26 protein-coding genes are annotated in these 23182 nt (G+C 69.8%); 19 read left to right on the top strand and 7 right to left on the bottom strand.

Annotation, left to right across the window (positions count from 1 at the left end; genetic code table 11):
* The first annotated feature begins 255 nt into the window (after positions 1–255).
* On the top strand, positions 256–1830 hold the full coding sequence (gene ffh / locus QSK17_RS34970; RefSeq protein WP_285710819.1) for a signal recognition particle protein: 1575 nt from the start codon (positions 256–258) through the stop codon (positions 1828–1830).
* Here the strand turns inward: ffh and QSK17_RS34965 are convergent, their stop codons facing one another.
* A complete protein-coding gene (locus QSK17_RS34965) occupies positions 1831–2550 on the bottom strand; it encodes a DUF4232 domain-containing protein (protein ID WP_285710817.1) in 720 nt (239 codons plus the stop codon).
* A gap of 223 nt (positions 2551–2773) precedes the next feature.
* Here QSK17_RS34965 and rpsP point away from each other — a divergent pair, with 223 nt between their 5' ends.
* From rpsP to QSK17_RS34915, 10 genes are all read left to right on the top strand, one after another.
* The gene (gene rpsP, locus QSK17_RS34960; protein WP_285710815.1) at positions 2774–3235 is read left to right on the top strand and encodes a 30S ribosomal protein S16; all 462 of its coding nucleotides are present in this window, start codon (positions 2774–2776) and stop codon (positions 3233–3235) included.
* Position 3236: 1 nt separating this feature from the next.
* Entirely contained in the window at positions 3237–3479 is a 243-nt protein-coding gene (locus tag QSK17_RS34955; RefSeq protein WP_285710813.1) for an RNA-binding protein, read from the top strand.
* Between the two features lie 78 nt (positions 3480–3557).
* Positions 3558–4076: a ribosome maturation factor RimM gene (gene rimM / locus QSK17_RS34950; protein WP_285710811.1), complete on the top strand. Its 519-nt coding sequence runs from the start codon at positions 3558–3560 to the stop codon at positions 4074–4076.
* Positions 4077–4976, top strand: coding sequence for a tRNA (guanosine(37)-N1)-methyltransferase TrmD (gene trmD / locus QSK17_RS34945; protein ID WP_285710809.1), 900 nt, complete (start codon positions 4077–4079; stop codon positions 4974–4976).
* A 204-nt stretch (positions 4977–5180) separates the two neighbouring features.
* Positions 5181–5546, top strand: a complete 366-nt coding sequence (gene rplS / locus QSK17_RS34940; protein ID WP_285710808.1) for a 50S ribosomal protein L19 — start codon at positions 5181–5183, stop codon at positions 5544–5546.
* Between the two features lie 112 nt (positions 5547–5658).
* Positions 5659–6522 carry a signal peptidase I gene (lepB, locus tag QSK17_RS34935; protein ID WP_285710806.1) on the top strand — a complete coding sequence of 288 codons (864 nt, stop codon included), beginning with the start codon at positions 5659–5661 and terminating at the stop codon, positions 6520–6522.
* A 16-nt stretch (positions 6523–6538) separates the two neighbouring features.
* The gene (lepB, locus tag QSK17_RS34930; RefSeq protein WP_285710827.1) at positions 6539–7132 is read left to right on the top strand and encodes a signal peptidase I; all 594 of its coding nucleotides are present in this window, start codon (positions 6539–6541) and stop codon (positions 7130–7132) included.
* A 68-nt stretch (positions 7133–7200) separates the two neighbouring features.
* Positions 7201–7926, top strand: coding sequence for a ribonuclease HII (locus QSK17_RS34925; RefSeq protein ID WP_285710804.1), 726 nt, complete (start codon positions 7201–7203; stop codon positions 7924–7926).
* 39 nt (positions 7927–7965) lie between these two features.
* Positions 7966–8289, top strand: coding sequence for a DUF2469 domain-containing protein (locus QSK17_RS34920; protein ID WP_030511723.1), 324 nt, complete (start codon positions 7966–7968; stop codon positions 8287–8289).
* Positions 8290–8495: 206 nt separating this feature from the next.
* The gene (locus tag QSK17_RS34915) at positions 8496–9113 is read left to right on the top strand and encodes a murein hydrolase activator EnvC family protein (RefSeq protein ID WP_285710799.1); all 618 of its coding nucleotides are present in this window, start codon (positions 8496–8498) and stop codon (positions 9111–9113) included.
* A 139-nt stretch (positions 9114–9252) separates the two neighbouring features.
* Here the strand turns inward: QSK17_RS34915 and QSK17_RS34910 are convergent, their stop codons facing one another.
* The 5 genes from QSK17_RS34910 to QSK17_RS34890 all read right to left on the bottom strand — a co-directional run bounded on the left by QSK17_RS34910 (position 9253) and on the right by QSK17_RS34890 (position 15155).
* Positions 9253–10458 carry a tyrosine recombinase XerC gene (locus QSK17_RS34910; RefSeq protein ID WP_352231897.1) on the bottom strand — a complete coding sequence of 402 codons (1206 nt, stop codon included), beginning with the start codon at positions 10456–10458 and terminating at the stop codon, positions 9253–9255.
* Between the two features lie 48 nt (positions 10459–10506).
* Entirely contained in the window at positions 10507–11823 is a 1317-nt protein-coding gene (gene dprA, locus QSK17_RS34905; protein WP_285710797.1) for a DNA-processing protein DprA, read from the bottom strand.
* Positions 11823–13376 carry a YifB family Mg chelatase-like AAA ATPase gene (locus QSK17_RS34900; RefSeq protein ID WP_285710795.1) on the bottom strand — a complete coding sequence of 518 codons (1554 nt, stop codon included), beginning with the start codon at positions 13374–13376 and terminating at the stop codon, positions 11823–11825. The genes dprA and QSK17_RS34900 overlap by 1 nt, the downstream gene beginning before the upstream one ends.
* Before the next feature lies 1 nt (position 13377).
* Positions 13378–13731: a YraN family protein gene (locus tag QSK17_RS34895; RefSeq protein ID WP_285710792.1), complete on the bottom strand. Its 354-nt coding sequence runs from the start codon at positions 13729–13731 to the stop codon at positions 13378–13380.
* A gap of 128 nt (positions 13732–13859) precedes the next feature.
* Positions 13860–15155, bottom strand: a complete 1296-nt coding sequence (locus tag QSK17_RS34890; RefSeq protein WP_285710789.1) for an MFS transporter — start codon at positions 15153–15155, stop codon at positions 13860–13862.
* 71 nt (positions 15156–15226) lie between these two features.
* Between QSK17_RS34890 and QSK17_RS34885 the strand changes: the two genes are divergently transcribed.
* The 8 genes from QSK17_RS34885 to QSK17_RS34850 all read left to right on the top strand — a co-directional run bounded on the left by QSK17_RS34885 (position 15227) and on the right by QSK17_RS34850 (position 22656).
* A complete protein-coding gene (locus QSK17_RS34885; protein ID WP_285710787.1) occupies positions 15227–15892 on the top strand; it encodes an ArsR/SmtB family transcription factor in 666 nt (221 codons plus the stop codon).
* Between the two features lie 295 nt (positions 15893–16187).
* A complete protein-coding gene (rpsB, locus tag QSK17_RS34880; RefSeq protein ID WP_285710785.1) occupies positions 16188–17132 on the top strand; it encodes a 30S ribosomal protein S2 in 945 nt (314 codons plus the stop codon).
* 163 nt (positions 17133–17295) lie between these two features.
* The gene (gene tsf, locus QSK17_RS34875) at positions 17296–18129 is read left to right on the top strand and encodes a translation elongation factor Ts (protein ID WP_285710783.1); all 834 of its coding nucleotides are present in this window, start codon (positions 17296–17298) and stop codon (positions 18127–18129) included.
* A gap of 138 nt (positions 18130–18267) precedes the next feature.
* Positions 18268–18966: a UMP kinase gene (gene pyrH / locus QSK17_RS34870; RefSeq protein ID WP_285710822.1), complete on the top strand. Its 699-nt coding sequence runs from the start codon at positions 18268–18270 to the stop codon at positions 18964–18966.
* 9 nt (positions 18967–18975) lie between these two features.
* On the top strand, positions 18976–19533 hold the full coding sequence (frr, locus tag QSK17_RS34865) for a ribosome recycling factor (protein WP_285710781.1): 558 nt from the start codon (positions 18976–18978) through the stop codon (positions 19531–19533).
* 133 nt (positions 19534–19666) lie between these two features.
* A complete protein-coding gene (locus tag QSK17_RS34860; RefSeq protein ID WP_502889347.1) occupies positions 19667–20569 on the top strand; it encodes a phosphatidate cytidylyltransferase in 903 nt (300 codons plus the stop codon).
* 262 nt (positions 20570–20831) lie between these two features.
* On the top strand, positions 20832–21956 hold the full coding sequence (gene rlmN, locus QSK17_RS34855) for a dual-specificity RNA methyltransferase RlmN (protein WP_285710776.1): 1125 nt from the start codon (positions 20832–20834) through the stop codon (positions 21954–21956).
* Between the two features lie 220 nt (positions 21957–22176).
* Positions 22177–22656 carry a hypothetical protein gene (locus QSK17_RS34850; protein ID WP_285710774.1) on the top strand — a complete coding sequence of 160 codons (480 nt, stop codon included), beginning with the start codon at positions 22177–22179 and terminating at the stop codon, positions 22654–22656.
* A 274-nt stretch (positions 22657–22930) separates the two neighbouring features.
* Here the strand turns inward: QSK17_RS34850 and tnpA are convergent.
* Positions 22931–23182, bottom strand: a 252-nt coding sequence (gene tnpA, locus QSK17_RS34845) for an IS200/IS605 family transposase (protein ID WP_285710770.1), incomplete at its 5' end; no start/stop codon positions are given.

Below are 23182 nucleotides of genomic sequence, written 5' to 3'. Positions count from 1 at the left end.
AGTACCCGCACAGTGAGAACGAGGTCCGTGAGGCGCTGAGTCTCTCCGCGCATGTCCCCATCGTGCGCACCGACGCCCGCACCCGCGAGTCGGTCAAGAGCGCGCTCATCACCCTGGTCGAGCACGCTCTCACCGCGCACGTCGGCAGTGGCGGCGGCTGGTGACGCGGCACGCGCTCGGGCACGCATGCCGTACCGGCGGCTAGGCTGGGACCCGAGCTCTTTACCGTCCATTCGCTTCGAGGCTGGCCAACACGTGTTCGAGACGCTTTCCGACCGGCTGACTTCGGTCTTCTCCTCCCTGCGGTCCAAGGGCAGGCTTTCCGACGCCGACATCGACGCGACCTGCCGCGAGATCCGCATCGCGCTGCTCGAGGCGGACGTCGCGCTGCCAGTGGTCAAGGCATTCGTCGCTCAGGTCAAGGAGCGGGCGCGCGGGGCCGAGGTCTCCCAGGCGCTGAACCCCGCCCAGCAGGTCGTCAAGATCGTCAATGACGAGCTGATCGACATCCTGGGTGGCGAGACCCGGCGGCTGCGCTACGCCAAGAACCCGCCGACCGTCATCATGCTGGCGGGTCTGCAGGGTGCCGGTAAGACGACGCTCGCGGGCAAGCTGGGCAAGTGGCTGCGCGACCAGGGCCACGCGCCGCTGCTCGTCGCGTGTGACCTGCAGCGACCCAACGCGGTCCAGCAGCTCGCGGTGGTGGCCGAGCGCGCGGGCGTGGCGGTCTACGCGCCGGAGCCCGGCAACGGCGTGGGCGACCCCATCGCCGTCGCCCGCGAGTCGATCGATCACGCCAAGCGGCAGCAGCACGACGTCGTGGTCATCGACACCGCCGGCCGCCTGGGCATCGACCAGGAGATGATGAAGCAGGCCGCGGACATCCGCGACGCGGTCAGGCCCGACGAGGTGCTCTTCGTCGTCGACGCCATGATCGGTCAGGACGCGGTGAACACCGCCCAGGCGTTCATGGACGGTGTCGGCTTCGACGGCGTCGTGCTGACCAAGCTCGACGGCGACGCCCGGGGTGGCGCCGCCCTCTCGGTCCGGCACATCACCGGCCGCCCGATCATGTTCGCGTCCACCGGTGAGAAGCTCGAGGACTTCGACGCCTTCCACCCCGACCGCATGGCCGGCCGGATCCTCGACATGGGTGACATCCTCACCCTGATCGAGCAGGCGCAGAAGACGTTCGACGAGGCCGAGGCCGCCAAGATGGCGGGCAAGCTCGCCTCGGGCGAGGGTTTCACGCTCGACGACTTCCTCGAGCAGATGATGATGGTCCGCCGGATGGGCCCGATCAAGAACCTGCTCGGCATGATGCCCGGCATGGGGCAGATGCGTGACCAGCTCAACCAGGTCGACGATCGAGACCTCGACCGCATCGCCGCGATCATCCGGTCCATGACCCCCGGCGAGCGGCAGGACCCCAAGATCATCAACGGTTCGCGGCGGGCCCGCATCGCCAAGGGCTCCGGCGTCACGGTCACCGAGGTGAACAACCTCGTCGTCCGCTTCTTCGACGCGCAGAAGATGATGAAGCGGATGACGCAGGGGCTCGGCATCCCCGGCATGCCGGGCCGGGGCAAGGCGCAGAAGGCGCAGAAGGCCAAGAAGGGCCGTCGGGTCAGCGGCGACCCCCGCAAGGCGGCGCTGGGCAAGGCGGGCGCGGACGGCGCGGGCGCGGATGGCGCGGGCGCGGATGGCGCGGGCGCGGACGGCGTGCCCGGTCTCGGAGCGCTGGGCAGGCTAGGCGCCGGCCAGCTGCCGCCCGGGCTTGAGCTGCCGCCCGGGTTCGACCCGTCCAAGCTGAAGTTCCCCAAGAAGTGATCAGAGCCGGGTCCCCGGCTCCATCGGCCTGACGTCGATCCTTCCGTCGCCGCAGACCATGGCGTCGAAGGGGATCTCGAGGTGCGCGACCTCGTCCGGCGGGATGATCATCAGTCGTGCCGACGTGGGACAGGTGGTCTCCTTTCCGGTCGGCACGACCGTCCAGTGCAGGCGCGCGTGCGCGCCGGCTCCGGGCCGTAGCGTGACGCGGGATGGGTGGACGCTCTCCCTGCGGGTCCTGGTGCGCAGCGCGTCGCCGTTGCCGTCGATCATGATCAGGCCGACGAAGCCGTAGACCCAGCAGCTCCGCGAGCCGGTGTTGGTGAGCACCAGAGGCGCGTACCGCTGGCCCGCCCCCGCGTCCGACATGCCGATCCGCGCCCTGAGCGCGCCGGTACGGCACCGGCTCGGCGCGGTGGGGGCGGCAGCGGCGGCCGGTGCGGCGGCTGGTGCGGCAGCCGGTGCGGTGGCGGCCCGTGCGGCGGTCTCGAGCGCGGCCACTCTCGGCGATGAAATTCCCGGTGACGACGTTCCCGGCGATGGCGTTCCGGGTGCGGTCACCCTTTCCCGCGCGCCCTGCACGGCGGGGGTGGTGCGCGCGACCGCCGACGCGGCGCCGGAGGTCCGCGCGTCCACGGAGCCGCAGGCGGTCGAGAAGGCGAGACTCGCGGCCACCGCCGAGACGGTCACGACACGGGCTGTACGGTTGGTTCGCTCCATGCCATGTTGGATGCCTGACCTCAGGGTTTTGTTCGCGCCGGACAGGGCCGGGCTGACGTCGAGCACCCCGGATCGTCTGGCAGAATGTCATGTTGGAACATCGTGGCCACGCGGGTGCCCTCTCAACCCCGCCAGTCACGCCTGTCCCTCGGGCGGGTTCGCGTCGTGCCCCACTCGATGTGATACCGCTCACCCACGCTCTGAAGCAGGAGAGACCACACCCGTGGCAGTCAAGATCAAGCTCAAGCGGCTCGGCATGATCCGCAACGCGCAGTACCGCATCGTCGTCGCCGACAGCCGCACCAAGCGTGACGGCCGGGCGATCGAGGAGATCGGTCTGTACCACCCGAAGGAGAACCCCTCGCGCATCGAGGTCGACTCCGACCGGGCGCAGTACTGGCTGGGCGTCGGCGCGCAGCCGACCGACCCGGTCCTGAAGATCTTCAAGCTCACCGGCGACTGGCAGAAGTTCAAGGGCGAGCCCGCCCCGGCGCCGCTGCTGGTGGCCGAGCCGAAGCCCGACCGTCACGCCATCTACGAGGCCGCGGCCAAGGAGGCGCTGTCCGGTGACACCGGCACCGCCGCCACCACGCCGAAGAAGGCCAAGAAGTCCGTGAAGGCCGACGAGGCCGCCGAAGTCACCGAGGCCGCGGCCGGCGAGGAGAAGTCGGAAGGCGAGGCCTGAGGTGCTCGAGGAGGCCCTCGAGCACCTGGTTAAGGGCATCGTCGAGCATCCCGACGAGGTCCGGGTTCGTGCCCGTCGCATCCGCACCGGGCGCGTCCTCGAGGTCCGGGTCCATCCCGACGACCTCGGCAAGGTCATCGGCCGCGGGGGCCGTACGGCCAAGGCGTTGCGCACCGTCGTCAACGCGCTGTCCGACGGCAAGTACGTCCGGGTCGACCTGGTCGACCTGAACGAGGCCCGCTAAGGAGAACCTCACACCCGGGGGACCCTCGCCAGGGGGTCCCCCGGCTTGCTTTCCGGCATGATCGGAGGAAGACGAGAAGTGCAGCTAGTCGTTGGCAGGATCGGCCGACCGCACGGGGTCCGCGGTGAGGTCACCGTCGAGGTGCGCACCGACGACCCGGAGCTGCGCTTCACCCCGGGAACGGCTCTCGCCACCGACCCCGCCTCCGCCGGACCGCTGGAGGTCGAGGGCGCCCGCTGGCACAAGGACATCCTGCTGCTCAGCCTGGCCGGAGTTGACGACCGCGACGCCGCCGAGGCGCTGCGCGGCACGCTGCTCGTGATCGACTCGGCCGACCTCCCGCCGACCGAGGATCCGGACGAGTTCCACGACCACCAGCTGATCGGCCTCACCGTGGTCACCGTCGCCGGCGAGCCGGTCGGCGAGGTCGCCGACGTGCTGCATCACGGCCAGGACCTGCTCGTGGTGCGCCGCCCCTCCCGCGCCGAGGCGTACGTGCCGTTCGTCAAGGCACTGGTCCCCGAGATCGACTTGGAGAAGGGCGTGCTCGTGGTGAACGCGCCCCCCGGGCTGCTGGACCTCGACGAGGTCGAATAGATGCGCGTCGACATCATCTCGATCTTCCCGGAGTACTTCGCCCCGCTGGACGTCTCGCTCATGGGCAAGGCGCGCGAGCGCGGCATCCTCGACATCCGCCTCCACCAGCTCCGCGACTGGGCGCACGACGTGCACCGGACCGTGGACGACACACCGTACGGCGGCGGGCCGGGCATGGTGATGAAACCCGAGATCTGGGGCGAGGCGATCGACGCCGTCATCGGCGCCGCCCTCGCCGAAAGAGCGCGCGGGACAGGGGAGACCGGAGCCCCGGGGGACGCCGGAGCAACAGCGGAGACCGGAGCCCCAGGGGACGCCGGGCACACCTCAGGAGAGGCCGCGCCGGAGGGCGTCCTCGCGCCGAGGATGATCGTGCCGACGCCGAGCGGGCGGTCGTTCACCCAGGAAGTGGCGCTGGAATACGCCAAGGAGCCCTGGCTGCTGTTCACCCCGGCCCGCTACGAGGGGATCGACTCCCGCGTCATGGCCGAGTACGGCTCCCGCCTACGGGTGGACGAGGTCAGCATCGGCGACTACGTCCTCGCCGGAGGCGAGGCGGCGGTGCTGGTCATGGTCGAGGCCGTCGGCCGGCTGCTGCCCGGCGTGCTGGGCAACGCGGCCTCCGTGGCCGACGACTCGTTCGCGCCGGGCGCGATGGAGAACCTGCTCGAAGGCCCCGTCTACACCAAGCCCCCCTCCTGGCGCGGCCACGACGTGCCGGAGATCCTCCTGTCCGGCCACCACGGGAAGATCGCCCGCTGGCGCCGCGACGAGGCGCTTCGCCGGACCGCGGCGAAGAGGCCCGAGCTGATCGCCCGGCTGGACCCGGACGGCCTCGACAAGCGCGACCGGGTAGTCCTCGACGAGATCCGCGGGCAGGCCGGTCCGCCCACCGCCTGAACGTGACACGCGCTTCGTTTCGCGTGAAGGCGGAAGATGTGGCAGACTGAATCGCTGCTGCCGACTTCACCGTGGCGGCATGGCCGGGCGGAGATCCGGCCCCCAAGACGTATCAAGCCAAGCGCGCGTGTCCCCCTCGTCGCCGAGCCTGTGGCCCCGGCCGGGTGGACCTCCGTGCGCTCATGTCAATGAGGAACCGCTGTCATGCACACGCAGATCCAGGAGCTCGAGAAGGCTGCCCTCCGCAGCGACGTACCGGCTTTCCGCCCGGGTGACACGCTGGAGGTCCACGTCCGCGTCGTCGAAGGCAACCGGTCCCGTATCCAGGTGTTCAAGGGCTTCGTCCTGCGCCGCCAGGGTGGCGGTGTTCGGGAGACCTTCACCGTCCGCAAGGTCAGCTACGGCGTCGGTGTCGAGCGCACCTTCCCGGTTCACAGCCCGGTGATCGAGAAGATCGTCGTCGTGACCCGTGGTGACGTCCGCCGGGCCAAGCTGTACTACATGCGCGACCTGCGCGGCAAGGCCGCCCGCATCCGCGAGAAGCGCGAAGCGGTTCCGGCCGCCAAGTAAGGCGAGCGAACGTGGTGGCCCGTACCCCCTGTGGTACGGGCCATTTTCTTTTCCGTGATGATGCCGAGTCGGCGGCGGTCACGGTCAGGGACATCATTTAGGCTCAGCAGCGATGACTAGCGAGGTACCGGGGTCCGGCACGCGCCGCCCGGTCGAGGACGGGGTGGAAGTGGTCGCGGAAGACACCCAGCAGGCCGCCGCCGGTGACGGCAGGGAGAAAAAGGGTTCCTTCTGGAAGGAACTACCCGTTCTCGTCGTGGTCGCCCTTGTGCTGGCCCTGCTCATCAAGTCCTTCGTGGTCCAGGCGTTCTACATCCCATCCGAGTCGATGGAGAACACCCTGCTGGTCAACGACCGGGTCCTCGTCAACAAGCTCGTCTACCACGTACGCGACATCGAGCGCGGCGACGTGGTGGTCTTCTCGGGGGTCGACTCCTGGGAGGGCGAGGTGCCGTACCAAGAGCCGGCCAACCCGCTCGTCGGGTTCTTCCGCTGGGTGGGCACCTCCTTCGGCGTGATCCCCGGCGAGAAGGACTACATCAAGCGGGTCATCGGGGTCCCCGGCGACACGGTGAAGTGCTGTGACGCCAAGGGACGGATCACCGTCAACGGGACGCCGATCGACGAGAAGTCCTACCTCTATCCCGGCGACGTACCCTCGCTGTCGGAGTTCAAGGTCACCGTGCCGGAGGGGCGGCTCTGGGTGATGGGCGACCACCGGTCGGTCTCGCTGGACTCGCGGTCCCACCAGGGCGACCGCGGCGCCGGCACCATCCCGATCGACCAGGTGATCGGCCGGGCTTTCGTGATCGTGTGGCCGTTCGACCGGGCCAAGGTCCTGCCGATCCCCGAAACGTTCAACCAGCCGGCTCTGCACGCCGTCGGGGCGCTGGGCGGAGCGGCTCCGGTGGTGGCCGGGTTCGCGGGCGCGGTCCCGCTGGTGGCTCTTAGACGACGCCTCCGCCGAAGACGATAGCCTGCCGCAGGTGACCATGACCGAAGAGAAGGATCCCCCCGCGAAGAAGTCCTCCGGCTGGCGCGACACCATCCTGTTCACGCTGGGCGGTGTCGTCGTGGCCCTGCTGGTGCACCTGTTCGTGATGCAGTCGTTCTACATCCCGTCCGAGTCGATGGAGAACACACTGCTGATCAACGACAGGGTCGCGGTGAACAAACTCGCCTACAAGTTCGGCGACGTGGAGCGGGGCGACATCGTGGTCTTCAAGGGATGGGACGGCGAGGACACCATCAAGCGGGTGATCGGCAAAGGCGGCGACACGGTGAAGTGCTGTGACGCCGAGCGCCGGATCACGGTGAACGGGACGCCCTTGGATGAGGAGGACGTGTACCTCTATCCCGGTGTCTATCCGTCAAAACGGCAGTTTGAGGTCAAGGTTCCGCCGGGCCGGGTCTGGCTGATGGGCGACCACCGCAACAACTCCCGCGACTCCCGGGCGTACATGGACAACGCCTTCAAGGGCACGATCTCGGAGGACGACCTGGTCGGCCGGGCCTTCGTCCGGTACTGGCCGTTCTCCCGCTTCGGCCTCCTCTCCCGGCCGGAGACGTTCTCGAAGGTCCACTGACCTCCGGCGGCGTCACGCGGCCGGTGCCGTACCGCCCGGGCGGAATGGGGCGTACGCTGCTGTTCGTCATGACAGTTGCGTATCGCCCGCGTCCGAGCGTCGTTCGGCGGGATTCGGGACTTTACGGCTACGAGCGCGCACTGGCTCGGCGAGGCTTCACGCCGGTCGCCGGTGTGGACGAGGCCGGGCGTGGTGCCTGCGCGGGACCGCTGGTGGTGGCCGCGGTCGTCCTCGGACGCGAGATCGAGGGGCTGAGCGATTCCAAACTGCTGTCCCCCGCCAAGCGTGAGCGGCTGTATGACCTGATCGCGGCGAAGGCGCGCGCGGTGAGCGTCGTCGTCATCCCTCCAGAGGAGATCGACGCTCGCGGCCTGCACCGAAGCAACATCGCCGGGATGCGCCGCGCCGTCGCGGGGCTCGGGATCGACGTGGGATACGTGCTGATCGACGGCTTCCCCGTGCCCGGCCTTCCGGCGCCGTCCCTGGCGATCTGGAAGGGTGACCAGGTGGCCGCGTGCGTTGCGGCCGCCTCGATCGTGGCGAAGGTGACCCGGGACAGGTTGATGCGCTCTCTGGACGACGTCCATCCCGAGTACGGCTTCGCCGTGCACAAGGGATATGTGACGCCGGCCCATCGACGGGCGCTGGCCGACCACGGTCCCACTCCGCATCACCGGTTCTCCTTCGTGACCGTCACGGGGACGCGCACCGCCGTCGCCGTCGTGGTGCGCCGCGGTCTGACGGAGAAGGACGAGAAGATGCGAGAGAATGGAGCTGAGGCCGGTGTCGTCTGACCATGCGGCCTTGGCGGGGTGCGAAACAGGAGGACCGGAATGAGCGCAGAGGATCTCGAAAAATACGAGACCGAGATGGAGTTGCAGCTCTACCGGGAGTACCGCGACGTGGTCGGGCTGTTCACCTACGTCGTCGAGACCGAGCGGCGCTTCTATCTCACCAATTCCGTCGATCTCGACGTCCGCACCGCGGAGAACGGCGACGTCTTCTTCGACGTGAAGATGCAGGACGCCTGGGTCTGGGACATGTACCGGCCGGCCAGGTTTGTGAAGAACGTCCGGGTCGTGACGTTCAAGGACGTCAACGTCGAGGAACTCGCCAAGCCGGACCTCGAAATGCCCAAGGAGGGCTTCTCCAGCTGACGGCCGGCTGACGGCCGGCTGACGGCCGGCTGACGACCGGCTCCGGCCGGCTGAATGGTCGGCCATCTGGTCACCGGCGACAGCGGCGCTGATCGTGAAGGCTTCTGGAGTGAGGCTGCCGGGTTGGGAAACTCAGGCCCTGTGGCACTGAGGACCGGTCCTTACTTCCTCGGTTCGGCCCCTGCGGAGAGCGGGGGACCGGCCTGGTGGGCCTGCGCGAGCGGGTGCGGGCCGCAGACGCGCTCGCGGCCCTCGTCCTGTGGACAACCGAGCTGTCCACAGGACGCCGCCCGGTCGGTGAGGGCGCCGATTCGTTGGGCCATCCTGCTGCCATGCGCTTCCTGGCCGCGATGGCGGCCCTTCTCGCGTGGCCGCTCCCGGCTCACACCGTCGGAGACTCGCCGCGCTGGCAGTGGCCGCTGGGGGGCCGCCCGGTCCTGATCAGGCGGTTCCAGCCGCCCCCTGAGCGGTGGCTGGCCGGGCATCGGGGGGTGGACGTCGGGGTGCTGCCCGGCGAGACCGTTCGCTCGGCAGGGCCGGGAGTCGTGGGATACGCGGCTCCGCTGGCCGGGCGCGGGGTCGTGACCGTGATCCATCCGGGCGGCTTGCGGACGACGTACATGCCCGTCCGGGCGTCGGTCCATCCGGGCGACGTCGTGAAGGCTGGGGCGCCGATAGGCACCGCCGAGGATCTTCGCGGTCATTGCCCGACGCCTTGCCTGCACTGGGGTCTCCTTCGCGGAGATGTCTATCTGGACCCTCTGCTCCTGCTCGGCCTCGGCCAGGTCCGCCTGCTGCCGCTGGCAGCGGGCCGCGTGCCTTGAGCGCCGGGCTGCCTGGATCGCGGCCTTCACGATGTCGGACGGCTCGATCAGCCAGCCAACCCGCGAAAGTACTCGCGAAAGAGGCCCGGGGCAGGCGCATGCTTTGAGCGCGTTGGGCTGCCTGGATCTGACCGTGAAGTCACGCGCGGGGATGGGCTTGGCGATAGACGGTGCGGAGACGCTCGATCGAGACGTGAGTGTAGATCTGGGTGGTGGCCAGGGACGCGTGGCCGAGCATCTCCTGGACGCTGCGCAGGTCCGCGCCACCCTCGAGGAGATGGGTCGCGGCGGTGTGCCGCAGCCCGTGTGGTCCCATGTCCGGGGCGCCCTCGACCTCGGCAAGCCGGGTGTGGACCACCCTCCGCACGGTTCCCTGATCGATCCGGCCGCCGCGGACTCCGAGGAACAGCGCCGGGCCGGTGCCCTCGCGGATCCACAATGGCCGACCCCGCACGCACCAGGCGTCCAAGGTCCTCAGCGCGGGTAGGCCGAACGGCACGATCCGTTCCTTGCGTCCCTTGCCCAGGACGCGGATGGTATTGCGGTCGCGGTCCACGTCGTCGACATCGAGGCCGCACAGCTCGCCGACCCGCATACCGGTGGCGTAGAGCAGTTCGAGCATCGCGGTGTCCCGCAGTTCCTTCGGACCGCCAGATCCCTGTGGCGCCTCAGACCTCCGCGACGTCTCAGACCTTGGGGATGCCTCGGAGCTCCGGGAGACCTCATTCTTCGAACTCCCGGGACCGTGGGGAGCGCTGGAAGCCCGCGTGCGGGTCGCGTCACTCCGGTCCAGGACGGCCCTCGCCTCGTCCTGGCTGAGGATCGTGGGCAGACGACGGGGTGACTTCGCGGTGCCCAGTAGCAGCCCGGGATCACTCGCCAGCCAGCCCCGGCGATGGCAGAAGGCAGTGAAGGCACGCGCACAGGCGGAGCGGCGCGCGAGCGTGGCTCGCGAGCGCCCGGCCTGGTGCTGCCCGCCGAGCCACTCGCGAAGGATGACGACGTCGAGAGCGCCGAGGTGGTCGTGTCCGGCCGAGCGGAGGTGACCGAGCAGCGTGGTCACGTCGCCTTTGTACGCGCGGACGGTGTGCGAGGAGAGATCCCGCTCCAGCCGCAGATGCCGTTCGAACTCGGCGAGCACGGTCTCGAACGAGGCGGTCGTATCCCGAAGGAAGTGGGATGTGGTTTCGGGTGATCCCGGGATCCGTTCCGCCAAGGCTTCGCCCGTCGGAGCGCCGCTGTCCGGAGCCTCGTGTCCTGGGGCTACGCCGCCAGGGAGGCGGGGGACGGGTGGGCGGCCGGGGTTCGGGTGAGGGGTCGTGCCGTGGAAGACGCCGTCGGCCATGGGAGTCATGGTACCGACCTGCCCGATCCGTGATCTTGTTCACGTGTCTCACCGGTCCGGTTCCCGTCGCAGTCGCCAGCCTCGGTCGGTCTGCTCCACGAAACCGGCCACGGCGAGCCTGCCGAGGCAGCTCAACGCGGTGGGGAGATCCACTCCCGCGGAGACGGCGATCGCCGCGGGACCGGCCCCGATGCGGCTGGGAACCGCTTCGAGGACCCGTCTGGTCTCGTCGTTCAGCCCGTCACGAGGATGGACGGGGCCGCGCCGTTCCAAGGCGAGGTCGCCGCCGATCGTCCCGACCAGTTCGGTGATCTCCTGGACCGAGGTCACGCAGACGGCGCGTCCCTGCCGGATGAGCTCGTGGCAACCTTCGGACACTTCCAGGGTGATCGGTCCGGGTACCGCCATCAGATGCCGGTTCAGCTCGGTGGCATGGGCGGCGGTGTTGAGCGCGCCGCTCCGCACGGCGGCCTGCACAACGACGGTTCCCCGTGAGAGCGCGGCGATCAACCGGTTCCGCACCAGGAAGCGCGGACGTGTCGGGCGGGAGCCCATGGGAACCTCGCTGATCACGACGCCCTGAGATCGCACCACGCGGAACAGGTCCTGATGGGCCGTGGGGTAGCAGACGTCCGTGCCGCAGGCCAGAACGACGACGGTCGGCATCCCGCTCGCGAGGGCGCCCCGGTGCGCGGCGGCGTCGATGCCGTACGCGCCGCCGCTGATCACGGTCCACCGTCGGTCGCCGAGTCCGGAGGCCAGTTCGGCCGCCACCTGCGCGCCGTACGCCGTGGCCGCTCTGGCCCCGACGACGGCCACCGAGCGCAGGCAGGCGAATCGCAGGTTGACCTGCCCGTGGACCCACAACGCGTACGGACGCGTGTCACCGAGATCGTCGAGCTGTGTGGGCCACTCCGGATCTCCCGGAACGACAAGCCGGGCGCCTTGATCACGCCCTTCAGCGAGATCACGGACGGGATCGGTGTAGCGAGCCGCCCACGATGCGGCGACCCGATCCAGCGCGGGCAGGCGCCCCGCGGCTCGGGCCCGCCTGGTTTCCGCCGAGACGAACTCCGGATCGAGGACACCTCGTCGTGCCTGGTCCGCTGCGGATGGGGCGCCGTACCACCCGATCAGCCTGCCCATCACCCGATCTCCGGGCTCGGCCATCCGCATGAGAGCGACGCAGGCCAGCGATTCCTCCTCCGAGGCATGGCTCGACGGCGCGTTGTCCTCGGAGGAGCCCCCGGTCGTGGAGGGCGTGGGCATCGGTCCGTCTCCGCCCGCGTTGTGAGGGTGGTCAGAGTGGCTGCGCGCGAGCAGGTCGTCGGCGAGGATGCGTTGGTCTTCGGAGGAGGCCGGCATCAGTCCACCCCCAGCCACATCGCGAGGGCGGCCGAAGTCTCGGGTTCGCCCGGGCGGTCTTTGCCCTCCAGATCCGCGAGCGTCCACGCCACGCGAATGACACGATCGACGCCTCTGGCACTCAGCGTCCCGAGGTCGAGCCCCCGATGCAGGGGCGCGAGCGCGCGGGTCGGCAAACGGAAGTCGGTATGAAGCGCAGCCGAACCGACTTCCGCGTTGTTCCGCCAGGGCGTGCCGGCCAGGCGCTTGCGTGCGCGCTCGCGGGCCGCGAGCACCCGCCGCGCCACGACCGCGCTCGACTCGGCGACGTGCCGGTCCGCCATCAGCTCGGCCCGAGTGGCGCGGGCGACCCGGACCTTCACGTCGATCCGGTCGAGCAGCGGCCCGGAGAGCCGCCCCAGATAGCGCCTGCGCGCGGTGGGTGTGCAGCGGCAGGGACGACCGGGGGTGCCCGCCTCGCCGCAGGGGCACGGGTTGGCGGCGAGAACGAGCATGAACTGGGCGGGAAACGTCACCGTGCCGGCCGCTCGGGCCACCGTGACCTCGCCGGATTCGAGGGGTTGGCGCAGTGAGTCGAGGACGTTGGCCGAGAATTCGGGCGCCTCGTCCAGGAAGAGAACCCCCTGGTGCGCGAGGGAGACCGCGCCGGGCCGCACCAGGCCGCTTCCGCCGCCCACGACGGCCGCCACGGTAGCGGTGTGATGCGGTGCCACGAAGGGCGGCCGGACCAGGAAGGGCCGGCCCGGTGGCAGCGTGCCCGCCACGGAGTGGATCGCCGTGACCTCCAGGGCCTGCTCGCACTGCAGAGAGGGCAGAAGCGTCGGCAGTCGTTCGGCCAGCATGGTCTTGCCGGTGCCGGGAGGGCCGAGCATCCACAGGTTGTGCCCTCCGGCCGCACAGACCTCCAGCGCCTTGCGGCCGGTCGCCTGGCCCGCGACATCTCGGAGGTCCAGATCCCGTCCGTCGCCCTCGCCGGGGGAGACGCTTTCGTCGCCGCCCGCAGAGGCCATCTCGGTCGCGATCGGCAGCCGGTGGAGCTCGTCCTCCCGCAGCCACTCCACCAGCTCGGCCAGGTTCGCGGCCGGTACCACGGTGAGTTCCGGGACGAGCGCCGCCTCCGCCGCGTTCAGCGAGGGCGCCACGATCGTGCTCGCTCCGGCTCGCGCCGCAGCGAGCGCGGCGGGCAGCACGCCTCGCACCGGCCGGATCTTGCCGTCCAGTCCCAGCTCGCCGAGAAAGAACGGCCGGGCGATGCGCTGCGCGGGAACCGCCCCCGCGGCACCGAGCACGGCGATCGCGATGGCCAGGTCGAAGACCGAGCCCCGCTTGGGCAGGCTGGCCGGGAACAGGCTGATCGTGATCCGCGCGTCCGGCCACCCGAAGCGGCTGTTCAGCAGCGCCGACCTGACCCGGTCACGGGCCTCGTTGACGGCGGTGTCCAGCAAGCCGATGAGATGCGTGCCGGCCAGTCCGTGGCCGACGTCCGCCTCGACCTCGACGATGTGGCCGGTGACGCCGATCAGTGTGACGCAACGGGTGCGTGCTACGACCATGTCAGATCACCCCGCGCTCGTGGCGGATCGCGAAGTCACCGGCGAACCGTTCGAGAGCGATCACGTCGACCCGGACGGAGTCGAACCGTTCCTGCTGGCCGGCCAGCCAGCGGGCGGCGAGTGAGCGCAGCCGGAGCAGTTTGGCGTGGCCGACCGCCTCATAGGCCGTGCCGTGGCTGCGCCCCGAGCGGGTTTTGACCTCGACGACGACCAGCGCACGCCCGTCGCGCGCGACGATGTCGATCTCGCCCTCCTTGCACCGCCAGTTGCGGGCGAGGACGGAGACGCCTCTCGATCTGAGAAAATCCGCGGCGAGCTCCTCGCCTTGCCTGCCCAGCTCATCCTTCGCGGCCATGGAACCACCTCCAGTCCGAGACATTCGCCCACCGCGGGCCCGTGCCGAGGGGCGTGATGCCCGTCTGTGGAAATCCGCCTACCTGTGGACAGACCCGCTGGCGCGCATGGGCAGCGCCTTCGGCCCGCTCACGGATGTGAGGCCGAGGCGGATCGAGGGCGCGAAGCCGTGCCGGGCGAGTCCTCCGCCGCGCTGGGGCGAGCATTCCGCCGGATGGGCGACAGCCACAGGCTGACGATGCAGAGCAGCGACCCCGCCGCGCAGAGCCAGAGGGCGGGACGCAGCCCGAGCAACTGGCCGAGCACGCCGCCGAGCACGCCGCCCAGTGCCATGACTCCCTGGGTGGCGAAGTTGGTCGTGGCGTTGACCCGGCCGAGCAGCCCCTCCGGTGCCTCGCGCATGGTGACGGAGCCCGCGCAGACGCTGTAGCACACGATGGCCACGCCGGTGATCACCTCGGCGGCACCGAGCTGGCAGATGACGAGCCAGAGGGGGCCGCCCGCCGTAGCCGTCGCCGTGAACCCGATGGGGAAGAAGAGCACGGAGCCGAGAAGCACCCGGTTCTCGCCGAACCGGCCGGCGAGCCTGGGTGCGATCGCGGCCCCGATCAGGCCGCCGAGGCCGAAGCCGATCGCCGCGATGCCCACCAGGGGGCCGGGCAGGCCCAGGACGTTCACCGCGAACAGCACGAAGAGCGCCATTTCGGCCGCACCCAGCACGTTGACGATCATTCCGGTGGCGCACAGCGCGCGCAGCACGCCGTGGTTCATGAGGACGCGCAGGCCTTCGGAGATCTCCTGCGCGAGCCCGCGTCCCTTGGTGGTGGTGCCGTTCTCGGGTGTGCGGATGCCCCGCAGGCAGAACGCGGACACCAGGAACGAGACCGCGTTGACGACGATCGCGATGGGCGCGGTGAGCGTGGCCACGAGCAGTCCCGCCAGGCCGGGCCCGCCCATCTGGGCGACGGAGAAGACCGACTGGAAACCGGCGATGGCCGCCGTCCGCTGGGGCTCCGCGACCACGGTCGCGAGGTGCGGCGTGTTGAACGCGCGGAACACCACTGTGCACACGCCGATCGCGAAGGCGACGGTGATCAACCAGGGAACGGTGAGCAGCCCGGCCAGCCAGGCGACCGGCACCGACAGGGCCGCGATGCCGGCGATCAGCTCGCACACCACCATCACCGGCCTGCGGCGGGCCACGCGGTCGGCCATGGCGCCGGACGGCAGGCCGACCAGAAGGAACGGGAACGTCGAGGCGGCGGTGAGCACGCCCATCTGGATCGGGGAGGCGTTCAGCGCCAGGGCGGCCGTCAGTGGCACGGCCAACCTGGCGACCTCGCTTCCGGTCTCGGAGATGGCGCGGGCGGACCAGAGAAGCCGGTAGTCCCGCTGGCGACGGAGGGGGATCAGGGGAGTCGTCACAGATGTGAAGCTAACGCTTCATAATTGTGAAAGCAATACTTCATATCTGGCAGGCGGTAGCGTTGGGAGGCATGACGAGCTCAGAGCCGGAGGGGTACCGGCAGGTCACCGATGTCGGGGTCCTTCGTGCGATGGCGCATCCCGCGCGGCTGGCCATCCTGAGCCGGCTCCAGACGGAGGGGCCCGCCACGGCGACCGAGTGCGCGCAGGTCACCGGGCTCTCCCCGAGCGCGTGCAGCTACCATCTGCGCCAGCTGGCCAAGCACGGGTTCGTGGCGGACGCGCCGCCCCGGGGGGACGGCAGGGAGCGCGTCTGGCGGGCGTTGCAGCGGTCATGGGGATTCCAGTCCCCGGAGGACGAGTCGCCCGACGTCATCGAGGCGCAGAACGCCGTGATCGAGTCGATCCTGGCGGAGACCAACCAACGGCTCGGCGACTACCTGACCAACTCGGATCTGGAGTCCCGCGAGTGGAGGAGCGCCGCCTGGCTCACCCACGCGGTGCTGCGCGTGGACGCCGAAGAGTTGCGGGACATCGCGGAGCGGATCAACGAGCTGATCCGTCCGTACCGCGTGACCGAGCGCGCGGCCGAGGACGCGCCGTCCGGGGCCCGGCTGGCGGAGATCCACCTTCGCATGTTCCCCAGAGCGCCGCGCAGGTCCGGTCCGGGTCCAAATGAGGCGGCCGCGGGCGCCTCCGCCCTGCGCCGGGTCAAGGGCGACCCGGCGACTTCGTGACCTGGCGGAACATGCCGCCGGTTCCCTGCGCGGACCGGGCCCGTGACCGCTGATCGAGCGGCGGACATTCCGGACGGGAATGCCCTGCCGGGTGGCGCCGGAACAGTCAAGTCGCCGGTCATCCGTAGGGGCGGATCCGGGTAGACTGTTCGACGGCCTGCGGCATGCGGGCCGAATACGCACGCCCACTCACGAGCCGTCCCATCGGTCCGGTTCTTCCGGCTGGAACGGCTCGGGGCGTCAGGGCGGGGGCCGCGGGCTCCCGCATGGAACCGAGTTCTGGAGGACCATCACCATGGCCCCTGTCGTCACCATGCGACAGCTGCTCGAGAGCGGCGTTCACTTCGGCCACCAGACCCGTCGGTGGAACCCGAAGATGAAGCGCTTCATCTTCACCGAGCGCAACGGCATCTACATCATCGACCTGCAGAAGTCGCTGTCGTTCATCGACCGGGCGTACGACTTCGTGAAGGAGACCGTCGCGCACGGCGGCTCCATCATGTTCATCGGCACGAAGAAGCAGGCTCAGGAGTCCATCGCCGAGCAGGCCTCGCGCGTCGGCATGCCGTACGTGAACCAGCGCTGGCTGGGCGGCATGCTCACCAACTTCTCGACCGTGCACAAGCGGCTCCAGCGTCTGAAGGAGCTGGAGGAGCTCGACTTCGACAACGTGGCCGCTTCCGGGCTCACGAAGAAGGAGCTCCTGATGCGCCGCCGCGAGAAGGAGAAGCTGGAGCGCACCCTCGGCGGCATCCGCGACATGGCCCGCGTCCCGAGCGCCATCTGGGTCGTGGACACCAAGAAGGAGCACATCGCGATCAACGAGGCCAAGAAGCTTGGCATCCCGGTTGTCGCGATCCTCGACACCAACTGCGACCCCGATGAGGTCGACTACCCGATCCCGGGTAACGACGACGCCATCCGCGCCGTCAGCCTCCTCACCCGCGTCATCGCCGACGCGGTCGCCGACGGCCTGATGACCCGCGCCGGCGCCGGTCGCGGCGACGAGAAGCCCGCGGGCGTCGCCGCCGCCGAGCCGCTGGCCGAGTGGGAGCGCGAGCTCCTCGCCGGTGCCGCCGAGACCGCCGAGGCCGCCGCCGAGGCCCCCGCTGCCGAGGCTCCGGCCGCCGAGGCCCCCGCTGCCGAGGCTCCGGCCGCCGAGGCCCCCGCCGCCGAGGCACCGGTCGCCGAGGCTCCGGCCACTGAGGCCCCCGCCGCCGAGGGCGAGCAGCAGGCCTAGTCCCGGGCCCGGTACGGCACCGCCGTACGGCTCCGGAGGCGCCACAGGGTGGGCGTGTCCGCCAGCGGGTGCGCCCACCCCGTCCACGAGACATCTGATCTCATGTCGACGTCTGAGATCAGGAACGACTTCCTACCAGGGTTCCGAAGAGGAAATTAGGACAATGGCTTCCGTGAACATGGCCGACGTCAAGCGGCTTCGCGAGCTGACCGCCGCCGGCATGATGGACTGCAAGAAGGCGCTCGAGGAGTCCGAGGGCGACTTCGACCGCGCCGTCGAGCTCCTGCGCCTCAAGGGCGCCAAGGATGTCGGCAAGCGCGAGGCCCGAACCGCCTCCAACGGGCTTGTCGCCGTCAAGCACGAGGGCGACTCCGCCGCCGCTCTGCTCGAGCTCAACTGCGAGACCGACTTCGTGGCCAAGGGTGAGCGCTTTCAGGCGCTCGCCGCCGACGTCGTCGCGCACATCCTCGCCACTCGGCCGAGCGACGTGCCGACCCTGCTCGAGTCCGAGCTGAATGGCAAGACTGTCAAGGAGCTCCTCGACGAGGCCAACGCCGCGCTCGGCGAGAAGATCGAGATCCGCCGGTTCTCGGTGCTCGAGGGCGGTTACGTCGGCTCCTACATGCACAAGACCGACCCGCAGCTCCCGCCGGCGGTGGGCGTGCTCGTCCAGCTCGACAGCGCCAAGCCGGACGTGGCCAAGGACATCGCCCAGCACGCCGCGGCGATGGCGCCCAAGTTCCTCAGCCCGGCCGAGGTTCCGGCCGACGTCATCGCCAAGGAGCGCGCGCTCTTCGAGGAGATGACCCGCGAGGAGGGCAAGCCCGAGGCCGCCATCGGCAAGATCGTCGACGGTCGGGTCAACGGCTGGTACAAGGACTTCACGCTGCTGGAGCAGGCCTTCGTGAAGGACAACAAGAAGTCCATCGCCAAGGTCGCCGAGGAGGCGGGCGCCAAGGTTCTGGCCTTCACCCGCTACAAGGTCGGCCAGGCTTAGGCTAGGGACACGGCCCGAAGAGCCAGGAGCCCATTGACCCGCAGAATCACCGAGGAGGCCGCCGTCGTGCAGGAGAACAACCAACCCGCTACGCCGGCGGCTTCGTCGCAGTCCGGCCCGCTGCGATGGAAGCGGGTGATGCTGAAGCTGTCAGGTGAGGCGTTCGCCGGGGGCGAATCGCTCGGCATCGATCCGACCGTCGTCGGCCAGCTCGCCGACTCCATCGCCGAGGCCGTCCGCGAGGGCGTCCAGGTCGCGGTGGTCGTCGGCGGGGGCAACATGTTCCGGGGCGCCGCCCTGTCGGAGCGCGGCATCGACCGCGGCCGCGCCGACTACATGGGCATGCTCGGCACAGTGATCAACTGTCTCGCCCTGCAGGACTTCCTCGAGAAGCGCGGCATCGAAACCCGCGTGCAGACCGCGATCACGATGCAGCAGGTCGCCGAGCCGTTCCTGCCCCGGCGCGCGATCCGTCACCTGGAGAAGGGCCGAGTGGTCATCTTCGGCGCCGGGCTCGGATCCCCGTTCTTCTCCACGGACACCTGCGCCGCGCAGCGCGCTCTGGAGGTCGGCGCCGAGGCGCTGCTCAAGGGCACCCAGGTTGACGGAGTGTACGACTCCGACCCGCGCAAGAACCCCGACGCGGTCCGGTTCGACCAGCTCGAATACGGCGAGGTGCTGACGCGAGGTCTCGGGGTCATGGACGCCACGGCGATCAGCCTGTGCATGGACAACGGCCTGCCCATCGTGGTCTTCGACCTGATGGGCGACGGCAACATTCTGCGGGCGGTCCGCGGTGAGAAGATCGGCACGCTGGTGAGTCCGGCAGGGAAATAGGGAGCCGCTGTGATCGACGAAACCCTCCTCGAGGCCGAGGAGAAGATGGACAAGGCGGTGACGGTCGCCAAGGAAGACTTCGCGGGCATCCGCACCGGCCGCGTCACGCCCTCGATGTTCAACAAGATCAACGTGGACTACTACGGATCGCCGACCCCGATCCAGCAGCTCGCGTCGTTCCACGTCCCCGAGGCGCGCATGGTCCTCATCCAGCCCTACGACAAGGGCGCGATGACCTCGATCGAGAAGGCCATCCGGGACAGTGACCTGGGCGTCAACCCGGGCAACGACGGTGCCGTGATCCGCGTCGTCTTCCCCGATCTCTCGGAGGAGCGCCGCAAGGAGTACATCAAGGTCGCCCGCAACAAGGCCGAGAACAGCAGGGTCTCCGTGCGGAACATTCGCCGCCACGCCAAGGAGGTCCTCGACAAGCTGGTCAAGGACGGCGAGGCCGGTGAGGACGAGGTCCACCGCGCGGTGAAGGAGCTCGACGACCTGACCCAGAAGCACGTCGCCAAGATCGACGAGCTGCTGAAGCACAAGGAAGCCGAACTGCTGGAAGTCTAGGCACCGCCTGGGCACAGCCGTGATCCTTGTGCCGTGCTGTTCCCGCGAACAGCAGGGCACAAGGATCACGTGTTATAGGGAGTAGAACGCGTTGGACGGAACGGCTGCTGGCGACCGGGACTCGGCCGAGAACATGGCCGCCTCCTCCAGCGACGGGCGGGACGCCCCCCGAAACGGGTCGTCCAATGGTTCACCCAACGGGTCCGTGTCCGGCCCGGCGGCCGGCGGGAGCCGTACCGGCCGGAACCTGCCGGTCGCGGTGGCGGTCGGCGTCGCGCTCGGCGCGTTGGTCATCGCCTCGCTGTACGTCGTCAAGGTGGTCTTCCTCGTGGTTGTCGCGGCGGCCGTGGGACTGGGCGTCCACGAGCTGGTCCGGGCGCTCGCGGCCCGTGACGTCCGCGCGCCGCTCGTCCCGCTGCTCGCCGGTATGGCCGCCATGATCGGCGGCGCGTACTGGGGCGGGCCGGTGTCCCTCGTCGGCGCCTACGCGCTGACCGTGATGGCGGTGCTGACCTGGCGCATGTTCCAGGGCATCGACGGCTACGTCCGTGACGCCACCGGCAGCGTGCTCGTCGCGACCTATCCGGCGTTGCTCGCCGGGTTCGTCGCGTTGTTGCTCGTCCCCGAGAACGGCCCGGATCGGGTGGTCACCTTCGTCGCTGTCACCGTTTGCAGTGATATCGGGGGATATTTCGCAGGAATTCTCTTCGGCAAGCACAAGATGTCGCCGGTCATCAGCCCGAAGAAGACCTGGGAGGGGTTCGCCGGTTCCGCCGCGGCCTGCGTCGTCGCGGGCGCGCTGCTCGTCCACTTCCTGCTGGACGGGGCGTACTGGCAGGGCGCGGTCCTCGGCGCCGTCGTGGTCGTCTGCGCCACGCTGGGCGACCTGATCGAGTCGGTGATCAAGAGAGATCTCGGCATCAAGGACATGGGCACGCTGCTGCCCGGCCACGGCGGTGTGATGGACCGCCTGGACTCCCTGCTGTTCACCCTGGTCCCCGTCTGGCTGCTGCTGCAGCTGTTCATCCCGTCCTGACGGGGATCTGACTGGAACCGCTCCGGCGGTTCCGCGCGGACCCCGAAGGTAAGCTACGAGGACGTCTGGGTTCGCCCGGCGACGCCCCGGCCCGGATGCGGCCCTCCCTGATGGGCTCCGCAGCCGGGGATCGGACCGGCCCCCGACGGTGGCCGCGAGCACCCGGTACGGCTCGCCGGACGCCGGCGAGCGAGCCTCCCGGACCGAGACGGATCCCCGAAGACCCGGCAGACCAGATGAGCGAGAGATCGGAAGTGACCGCGTGAGCGAGCAGCCGACCAGGAACGCCGCCCAGCTCACCCTCGTGGCGCCGCGCCGTGCCAAGCCGCAGCGCCACCTGGCCGACCTGACCATGGCCGAGCGCCGTGCCGCGGTCGCCGAGTTGGGCGAGAAGCCGTTCCGCGCCGACCAGCTCTCCCGGCACTACTTCGCGAAGCTGACCGCGTCGCCCGACCAGATGACCGACCTGCCGGGCGAGACCCGCGAACGGCTGGTGTCCCAGCTCATGCCGTCGCTGCTGACCTCCGTACGTGAGATCACCTGCGACGGCGGCATGACGCGCAAGACGCTGTGGAAGCTGTTCGACGGCTCCCTCGTCGAGTCGGTGCTGATGCGCTATTCCGACCGGGTCACGATGTGCGTCTCGTCCCAGGCCGGCTGCGGCATGAACTGCCCGTTCTGCGCCACCGGCCAGGCCGGTCTGACCCGGAACATGTCCACCGCCGAGATCGTCGAGCAGGTCGTCGCCGGAGCCCGCGCGCTCGCGGCAGGCGAGGTGCCCGGTGGTCCCGCGCGGGTGAGCAACATCGTCTTCATGGGCATGGGCGAGCCGATGGCCAACTACAAGGCCGTGATCGGCGCGGTCCACCGGCTCGTCGATCCCTCCCCCGAAGGGCTCGGGATCTCCGCGCGCGGCGTCACCGTGTCCACCGTGGGCCTGGTCCCGGCGATCGAGAAGCTGGCGGGAGAGGGGCTGCCGGTGACGCTGGCGGTGTCCCTCCACGCGCCCGACGACGAGCTGCGCGACACCCTGGTGCCGATCAACACCCGGTGGAAGGTCGCCGAGGTGCTCGGCGCGGCCTGGGACTACGCCGCGCGCACCAAGCGCCGGGTCTCCATCGAGTACGCCCTGATCAAGGACATCAACGACCAGGAGTGGCGGGCCGACCTGCTCGGCCGCCTGCTCAAGGGCAAGCTGGCGCACGTCAACCTCATCCCGCTGAACCCCACGCCGGGCTCGAAGTGGACCGCCTCGCGCCCCGAGGACGAGCGCGCCTTCGTCCGCCGTCTGGAGTCGCACGGCGTCGCGGTCACCGTCCGCGACACGCGTGGCCGCGAGATCGACGGCGCCTGCGGCCAGCTCGCCGCCGCCTCTCCCGAAGCCTGATCCCGTTCCCACGCCGGTCCAGCGCCGGTCCAGCGCTGGTTCCGTGCCCGCCGCTGGCGCCGGTCCGGGCCCCACGGCGTGCCGCGCCGTACGGCGACGGGCCGATGGGTGACTGTTACACAGCCGCCGGACGGCCGAGAAACGCCGCTCCTAACGTTGTCCACGTGCGGGAACGGAGGGAAGCCTCCGTACGCACGGGGTGTGAAGACGAGGAGGAGACATGCGCAAGATCGTGATCGCGGCGGCGGTCGCGGTGCTCGGTATGGCAGCGGCATGCGGGCAGGGCGGGAGCGCGCCGACGCCCAAGGGCGAGGAGTCCGCGGGCCGTCCCGGGGCGGAACCCACCGTCACGGCGACGACGTCCCAGGCCGCCCCGCCCATCTACGTGAGGAATCTCCACGGGGCCGAGGCGGGGCGGGACGACCAGCGCCCGGCGAACCTGGTCCTGTCGGAGTTCAGCGTCCTGAACGGGATCACCTGGAAGAGCTGGGGACCGGACCGGGCGGTCGGCACCGGCGGGCTGAGCGGGAGCTGGTGCCTGCCCGGCTGCCTGAAGAAGCAGTACGAGGCGACGGTCACGCTGAGCGGCGTCACGACCGTGAAGGGCACGCGCTACTTCACGCGGTTCGACGTCGACGGCGACTTCCCCAAGCCCGGAGACCCGGCCGACGCGCTCGTCGGTTCCCTGCCCACGCCGTGAACCGCGATCCGGAGCGGGGGCACGGATCCGTTCGCACAATCTCCACCTGATGAGGAACGGCGTGAAGCGAGCAGCCCTTATCTGCGCGGCGACCCTGCTGGCGGCCGGATGCGGAGCCGACGGCGGCGTGCGGGTCGAAGGGCCGGCGCCGACCGCGTCGCCGCCCAGGGGCCCGGTCTACCGAAATGCGGGCCAGTGCTCCGGCCCTTCAGGCCAGGGGTGAAGGCCCGCGCGGGAGTGCCCGCTAGGGCGCGAGCGTGCCTTCACCCACAGGTCACAGTGGGCGTTGCTGCTGCTCGATGTACTGCTCGAGTGCCGTGAGCGGTGCGCCGCCGACTGATCCGGCGAAATAGGACCCCGACCAGAAGTGTCCACCCCACAGATACTTGCCGACATGTTCGGCATACTCCTTGCGCAGGAGCCGTGCCGAAACGCCCTTGAGACTGTTGACCAGTTTGGACAGGGCGACCTTCGGCGGGTAGTGGATCAGTAGGTGGACGTGGTCATGTTCGCCGTTGAACTCACG

This window comes from Microtetraspora sp. NBRC 16547 (assembly GCF_030268965.1).
Lineage (GTDB): Bacteria > Actinomycetota > Actinomycetes > Streptosporangiales > Streptosporangiaceae > Microtetraspora.
The sequence above is the reverse complement of the archived record's forward strand: the minus strand, read 5'-3'. Positions and strand labels throughout refer to the sequence as shown.

Coding starts and splice junctions, on each gene's coding strand:
- tsf (WP_285710783.1), top strand. CDS start 17,296: ATGGCTTCCGTGAACATGGCCGACGTCAAGCGGCTTCGCGAGCTGACC.
- rpsB (WP_285710785.1), top strand. CDS start 16,188: ATGGCCCCTGTCGTCACCATGCGACAGCTGCTCGAGAGCGGCGTTCAC.
- QSK17_RS34925 (WP_285710804.1), top strand. CDS start 7,201: ATGACAGTTGCGTATCGCCCGCGTCCGAGCGTCGTTCGGCGGGATTCG.
- dprA (WP_285710797.1), bottom strand. CDS start 11,823: ATGCCGGCCTCCTCCGAAGACCAACGCATCCTCGCCGACGACCTGCTC.
- rplS (WP_285710808.1), top strand. CDS start 5,181: ATGCACACGCAGATCCAGGAGCTCGAGAAGGCTGCCCTCCGCAGCGAC.
- QSK17_RS34885 (WP_285710787.1), top strand. CDS start 15,227: ATGACGAGCTCAGAGCCGGAGGGGTACCGGCAGGTCACCGATGTCGGG.
- lepB (WP_285710806.1), top strand. CDS start 5,659: ATGACTAGCGAGGTACCGGGGTCCGGCACGCGCCGCCCGGTCGAGGAC.
- QSK17_RS34850 (WP_285710774.1), top strand. CDS start 22,177: ATGCGCAAGATCGTGATCGCGGCGGCGGTCGCGGTGCTCGGTATGGCA.
- QSK17_RS34895 (WP_285710792.1), bottom strand. CDS start 13,731: ATGGCCGCGAAGGATGAGCTGGGCAGGCAAGGCGAGGAGCTCGCCGCG.
- QSK17_RS34860 (WP_502889347.1), top strand. CDS start 19,667: ATGGCCGCCTCCTCCAGCGACGGGCGGGACGCCCCCCGAAACGGGTCG.
- pyrH (WP_285710822.1), top strand. CDS start 18,268: ATGCTGAAGCTGTCAGGTGAGGCGTTCGCCGGGGGCGAATCGCTCGGC.
- QSK17_RS34900 (WP_285710795.1), bottom strand. CDS start 13,376: ATGGTCGTAGCACGCACCCGTTGCGTCACACTGATCGGCGTCACCGGC.
- lepB (WP_285710827.1), top strand. CDS start 6,539: ATGACCGAAGAGAAGGATCCCCCCGCGAAGAAGTCCTCCGGCTGGCGC.
- trmD (WP_285710809.1), top strand. CDS start 4,077: ATGCGCGTCGACATCATCTCGATCTTCCCGGAGTACTTCGCCCCGCTG.
- QSK17_RS34920 (WP_030511723.1), top strand. CDS start 7,966: ATGAGCGCAGAGGATCTCGAAAAATACGAGACCGAGATGGAGTTGCAG.
- QSK17_RS34910 (WP_352231897.1), bottom strand. CDS start 10,458: ATGGCCGACGGCGTCTTCCACGGCACGACCCCTCACCCGAACCCCGGC.
- QSK17_RS34965 (WP_285710817.1), bottom strand. CDS start 2,550: ATGGAGCGAACCAACCGTACAGCCCGTGTCGTGACCGTCTCGGCGGTG.